A 5,012-nucleotide genomic window follows, 5' to 3' on the forward strand; every position below is an offset into this window, starting at 1 on the left:
GGGGGGGCCCCCGGGCGCCACTCGCGCTTGGGCGCGCCCACGCGCGCCGGCGCGTCGGGGGGGGGGCGACACGGTCGTCGCCGTCGCCCGCCGCACCACGGCCCTGGACGATCTGGTCGCCGCGCACCCCGATCAGCTCGAGACCATCGCCCTCGATGTCACCGACACCGCGCGCATCGTCGAGGTGGTCGCCGATGTGGTGGCCCGGCACGGGCGCATCGACGTCCTGGTCAACAACGCGGGCCGCACCCACGTCGGCGCGGTCGAGGAGACCACCGATGCCGAATTGCGCGGACTGTTCGACCTGCATGTCTTCGGCCCCGCCGCCCTCACCCGCGCGGTGCTGCCGCACATGCGCGCCCAGCGCAGCGGCGCGATCGTGATGATGAGCAGCGTCGGCGGGCAGTTGTCGTTCGCGGGCTTCTCCGCCTACAGCGCGACGAAATTCGCGCTGGAGGGCCTGTCGGAGGCACTGGCCGAGGAGGTGGAGCCCTTCGGCATCAAGGTGCTGATCGTCGAACCGGGCGCCTTCCGCACCGGCCTGTTCGGTCCAGGCGCGGCCGCGTTCAGCGCCGAGAGCGACCTCTACGCCGACATCGTCGGCCCGACCCGCCGCATGGTCGAGGGCGGCAACGGCACCCAGCCCGGTGATCCGGCCAAGGCCGCGACCGCCATCCGCACCGCCCTGGCCGCCGACAAGCCCCCGCAGCGCCTGCCGCTCGGCGCCGACTCGGTCGACGCCGTACTCGCCCACCTGGATGCGGTCCGCGGCGACGTCCTCGCCTGGGAATCCCTCACCCGCGCCACCGATTTCGACGACGAACAACGGTGATAGAGCTGTACTTCACCCAGCCCGGCGAACCCGTGCGGATCGCCGACAGGTGGTGCTGACCCGCCGCGCCCAGCCGACACGGGCCGGACCACCGCGGTCCGGCCCGTTCGCGTCATGCCGGGATCGGATCTTCTTGCGACGCCGACGAACTGCGCGCCGCAACGCGTCCCGCCACCTCCCGGACGATCAGATAGATCGGAAGTGCGATGGGCGACAACAGGATCGTGCCGATCAGCAGCGGCGCCATCAGCAGGGGATGGATGCCGCGGTCGCGGCTGTCGAGGTAGATCCAGCGGCCGAGGAACAGGTCCCAGGCGATGATCTGAGCCCAGAGTGCCGTCAGGACGGCAGGGTCGGCGACGGCGTCGGTGATCGCGGCCAGGGACGGGGAGGTCACCAGGGACCACATCGCGCCCAGGACCGGGACGGCGACGATCGCCCAGATCACCAAGGGCACCAGCGTGATCCACGGTGAGCCGATGATGGTGCGGGTCATCCGCCAGGTGGGCGCCAGGATCATCAGCGCCCAGAACGGGACGGTGACGAAGAAGGACAGGGCGAACAGCGTGCTCATGCGGTGACTACCTTTCGGGTGCCGATCGCGGTCGCGACCGAGATCAGGGCGCCGGCGACGACGCCGGTGAGAATCGCGGCGGCGGCGGTCAGGGTGGTCTGGTCGGGGTGGATCAGCGGCTGCCCTCGCAACGCCTGCCAGGTGACCAGGGCGAGGGCCGCGGCGTAGCCGGCGGCCACGGTCACGACCAGGCCCACCCGCACGCGCAGCACCCGCAGGATCGGGATCCGCGGCACGAGGAGCACCAGCAGCGCGGCGAACAGCGGCACCGCCTGCAGGGCGTGCATGCCGAAGAAGTGCGGGATCCGGAGATCGCCCGCGGTGGTGCTCCAGCCGGTCAGCGGCATGCCAGGGGTGCCGTCGGGCGCGCCGACGGTGTGCGCGCCGACGATGTCGTCGACCCCGGATTCGCGGCCCGGCATCAGATTGCCCAGCGCCAGCCCGACCAGCGTGATCGCCAGGCCGAGCCGGATCGACCAGGTGATCGCCGCGTCACCGATCCTGATCACCGAGAGCTGGACGGCGATCACCATGGTCGCGAGGAACAGCACGATGATGGTGCTGCCCATGATGACCCACAGCACGCCGTCGAACACGGTCGTCATGTTGAAGTGGCTGCGCATGCCGCGCACCACCTGCCCGACGATGATCAGTTGCTCGATCACGCCCGCGACGACGATCACCGTCGCCATCCACCCCATGAGACGGGAGGCCTTGGGCCGCAACGACATCAGCCAGGCGAGCGCAATGCAGTAGAGCACGAACGAGATCGCGAACTTGGCCGGTTTGAACCAGGCGGTCGAGCCGGCGACGACCCGGTCGTCGACCAGCATGCCGATCACCGCGACGACGGCGAGCACGGCATTGGCGGCGGCGAAGTACAGCAGGGGCCGATGGAGCGGGGCGCGGCGGCGGGGCAACGAGTCGACGGACAGGACAGACATGCGAATCTCCCAGCTATAGATAGTTCCACTATCCGTTATAGATAGTTAGACTATCCGCAAGGCTGGTAGCCGGCAAGGGGGACGACCGAAAACGGAGGTTGCGGTGCGCATCTCGGAGTTGAGCGAACGCAGCGGGATCGCGGTGGCGACGATCAAGTACTACCTGCGCGAAGGGCTGCTCCCCGCGGGCGAACGCACCAGCCCCAACCAGGCCAGCTACGGCGAGGAGCACCTGCGCAGGCTACGGCTCGTGCGCGCGCTGACCGAGGTCGGCGGGCTGCCCATCGCCACCGTCGGTGATGTCCTCGCCGCCGTCGACTCTCCCGATCTGCCGCTGTTCAGCCTGCTCGGCGTGGTGCAGCGCAGCATAGCGACACCCGCGCCCGCGGCCGCCGACACGGAATGGGAACGCGCGTACGCGACGGTGCGCGCGGAGATGGACCGGCGCGGCTGGGACATGAAACCCAGCCCGGAAGCGATCGATACGCTCACCTCGGTCCTGGTGCGCCTGGCCCAGCTCGGCTACGCGGATTGGGCGGACACGGCCCTGCCCAGCTATTTCGACGGCGCCCGGGTGATCGCGGAGAACGATGTGGCGACCGCGGTGGCCGCGGGCGGGCGCGACGACATCGTCGACGCGGTGGTGGTGCTGACGGTGCTCGGCGACACCGCACTGGCCGCCATCCGCCGCATCGCCCAGGCGCAGGTATCACTGGAACGCCTGACGGCGAATCCCGTCGAACCCGACTGATCTCGCACGAACGGCGTGCGGGCCGGTTTCGTGTTCCAGGGCCGGGGAGTGGTCGGTGGCCGCGCCTACGCTGGGTGGCCTTGCCCCACCATCACTACAGTGTGGCGGGCTCGCCGAACACCGCTCCGCTGTCGTCGACTTCGGGTGTTCTGGTTTGCACGTAGGTGTATTGGCGGATGGTGGCCGGGCCCACGCAGTTGTCGACTTTGATGTGGAAGTCGCGGGTCACGATCCGCACGGTCTTGCCCGGGATGAGCGGCTTGCCATTCCCGATATCGACGTTGGTGATGTCGCCGGGTTGCAGTTCCAATTCCAGGAACAGACCCGGGTCCACGGCGATGGCGGGGAGAATGCCGTTGAACTCCTGGAACTGTCGCGATTCGGACTCCTGTACTTGCCCGGACTCCTGCGTATGGGACCGCACCCGCTCGCCGGAACTCGACTGCTCGACGGTGTCCGATTGCGCTTGCTCCGTCGCCTGCCGCTGCACCTGCTCCGTCGCGGAGTTCTGCTGCGGCCCCTCGAGCCCGAATTCCGTGGTGGGATCGATGCCGGGGATCGCGACATCGAGCCTGGCCGCACAGCCGACGGAGTATCCGGTCCTGAGCACTCCCTCGGCCTGCCCGTCGAGCCGTCCGTACGCGACAGTGGAGACCAACGCTTCACGGCTGGTGGGGGCTCCGTTCAACGGCGCGATTCGATAGATGACCTCGTCGTGTGTGCCGACGGTGAAACTGCCCATATCCGACTCGAAAGTCTTCTCATGCGGTGGCAGATTGACGCTATCGGCATGCGCGGTCGGCTGCGACAGTATGGCCAGCGTTGAGGCGACGTAACCCACTCTCCAGATCATTCGCGACATGACCCCGGACAATAGTGAATCCGACGGCCGTTTCCCTTCCTCGCGCGCGCGCGTGTCCCGACCGATGCGGCTTCTTTTTCGCTCGTTCATCCGGCACCGATCAACCACCGGCCGCCTTCCCGCCCCTCCACGCGCCTGGGCCCGGCCAGAAATCGCGGAGAGGCGGACCAGCTCAGAGCAGCCGGGACAGGAATGTCTTGGTGCGCTCGTGCTGCGGGTTCGCCAGCAGCTCCCGCGGCGGACCCGACTCCACGACCACACCGCCGTCCATGAACACCAGCTCGTCGGCGACCTCGCGGGCGAATCCCATCTCGTGGGTCACCACGAGCATGGTCATGCCCGAATCGGCGAGCTCGCGCATGACAGTGAGCACCTCACCGACCAGCTCGGGGTCGAGCGCCGAGGTCGGCTCGTCGAACAGCATCAGCTTGGGATCCATCGCCAGCGCCCGGGCGATGGCCACGCGCTGCTGCTGACCGCCGGAGAGCTGCGCCGGGTAGGCATTGCGCTTGGCCGAGAGCCCGACCCGTTCCAGCAGCTCCTCTGCCCTGGCGACCGCCTCGGTCTTGCGGACGCCCCGCACCTGGGTGGGCGCCTCGATCACGTTCTCCAGGGCGGTGCGATGCGGGAACAGGTTGAAATGCTGGAACACCATGCCGATGTCGCGACGCTGGATCGCGGCGTCGCGCGGATGCATCTCGTAGAGCTTGCCGTTCTTCTCCCGGTAGCCGACGAGCTCGCCGTCGACGTAGAGCCGGCCCGCGTTGACCTGCTCGAGATGGTTGATGCAGCGCAGGAATGTCGACTTGCCGGAGCCGGACGGCCCGACCAGGGTCAGCACCTTGCCCCGCTGCACCTCGAGCGAGATGCCCTTGAGCACCTGCAGCGCGCCGAAGTTCTTGCACACCCGATCGGCCAGCACCATCGGCGGTGCGGCCACTTGTGGTTCGGTCATTTCGCCTTCACCGCCGCCTGCGCCGTGGCCAGTTCCTCGAGCTGCTTGGCCGTCAGCTGCCGGGTGGCACCGCGCGAGTAGTAGCGCTCCAAGT

At 68.6% G+C, this 5,012-nt stretch carries 6 protein-coding genes and 1 pseudogene; 2 read left to right on the plus strand and 5 right to left on the minus strand.

Features of this window, described 5'->3' with window-relative positions:
- Nucleotides 1–832 (plus strand): SDR family NAD(P)-dependent oxidoreductase (locus ACFWPJ_RS24415; protein ID WP_378854712.1); only part of this gene is annotated, 832 nt, incomplete at its 5' end.
- Nucleotides 833–944: 112 nt separating this feature from the next.
- Here ACFWPJ_RS24415 and ACFWPJ_RS24420 read toward each other — a convergent pair.
- Together ACFWPJ_RS24420 and ACFWPJ_RS24425 are read right to left on the minus strand one after the other, a co-directional pair.
- Entirely contained in the window at nucleotides 945–1,406 is a 462-nt protein-coding gene (locus ACFWPJ_RS24420; protein ID WP_378854713.1) for an ABA4-like family protein, read from the minus strand.
- Nucleotides 1,403–2,350 carry a hypothetical protein gene (locus ACFWPJ_RS24425; RefSeq protein ID WP_378854714.1) on the minus strand — a complete coding sequence of 316 codons (948 nt, stop codon included), beginning with the start codon at nucleotides 2,348–2,350 and terminating at the stop codon, nucleotides 1,403–1,405. Before ACFWPJ_RS24425 ends, ACFWPJ_RS24420 begins: the two co-directional genes overlap by 4 nt.
- A gap of 103 nt (nucleotides 2,351–2,453) precedes the next feature.
- Here ACFWPJ_RS24425 and ACFWPJ_RS24430 point away from each other — a divergent pair, with 103 nt between their 5' ends.
- Nucleotides 2,454–3,101 carry a MerR family transcriptional regulator gene (locus ACFWPJ_RS24430; protein WP_378854715.1) on the plus strand — a complete coding sequence of 216 codons (648 nt, stop codon included), beginning with the start codon at nucleotides 2,454–2,456 and terminating at the stop codon, nucleotides 3,099–3,101.
- Between the two features lie 94 nt (nucleotides 3,102–3,195).
- Here ACFWPJ_RS24430 and ACFWPJ_RS24435 read toward each other — a convergent pair whose 3' ends face one another.
- The 3 genes and pseudogenes from ACFWPJ_RS24435 to ACFWPJ_RS24445 form a co-directional block, all read right to left on the minus strand.
- Nucleotides 3,196–4,053, minus strand: a complete 858-nt coding sequence (locus ACFWPJ_RS24435; RefSeq protein ID WP_378854716.1) for an MspA family porin — start codon at nucleotides 4,051–4,053, stop codon at nucleotides 3,196–3,198.
- Between the two features lie 82 nt (nucleotides 4,054–4,135).
- Nucleotides 4,136–4,888: an amino acid ABC transporter ATP-binding protein gene (locus ACFWPJ_RS24440; RefSeq protein WP_378854717.1), complete on the minus strand. Its 753-nt coding sequence runs from the start codon at nucleotides 4,886–4,888 to the stop codon at nucleotides 4,136–4,138.
- 26 nt (nucleotides 4,889–4,914) lie between these two features.
- Nucleotides 4,915–5,012 (minus strand): annotated as a pseudogene (locus ACFWPJ_RS24445) (amino acid ABC transporter permease); the annotation flags it as partial.

It is taken from the genome of Nocardia sp. NPDC058497 (genome assembly GCF_042720195.1).
Taxonomy (GTDB): domain Bacteria; phylum Actinomycetota; class Actinomycetes; order Mycobacteriales; family Mycobacteriaceae; genus Nocardia.

Bases quoted from the DNA above. Each gene is read 5' to 3' on its own strand.
- ACFWPJ_RS24435 (WP_378854716.1), bottom strand. From the start codon at position 4,053: ATGAACGAGCGAAAAAGAAGCCGCATCGGTCGGGACACGCGCGCGCGC.
- ACFWPJ_RS24425 (WP_378854714.1), bottom strand. From the start codon at position 2,350: ATGTCTGTCCTGTCCGTCGACTCGTTGCCCCGCCGCCGCGCCCCGCTC.
- ACFWPJ_RS24420 (WP_378854713.1), bottom strand. From the start codon at position 1,406: ATGAGCACGCTGTTCGCCCTGTCCTTCTTCGTCACCGTCCCGTTCTGG.
- ACFWPJ_RS24440 (WP_378854717.1), bottom strand. From the start codon at position 4,888: ATGGTGCTGGCCGATCGGGTGTGCAAGAACTTCGGCGCGCTGCAGGTG.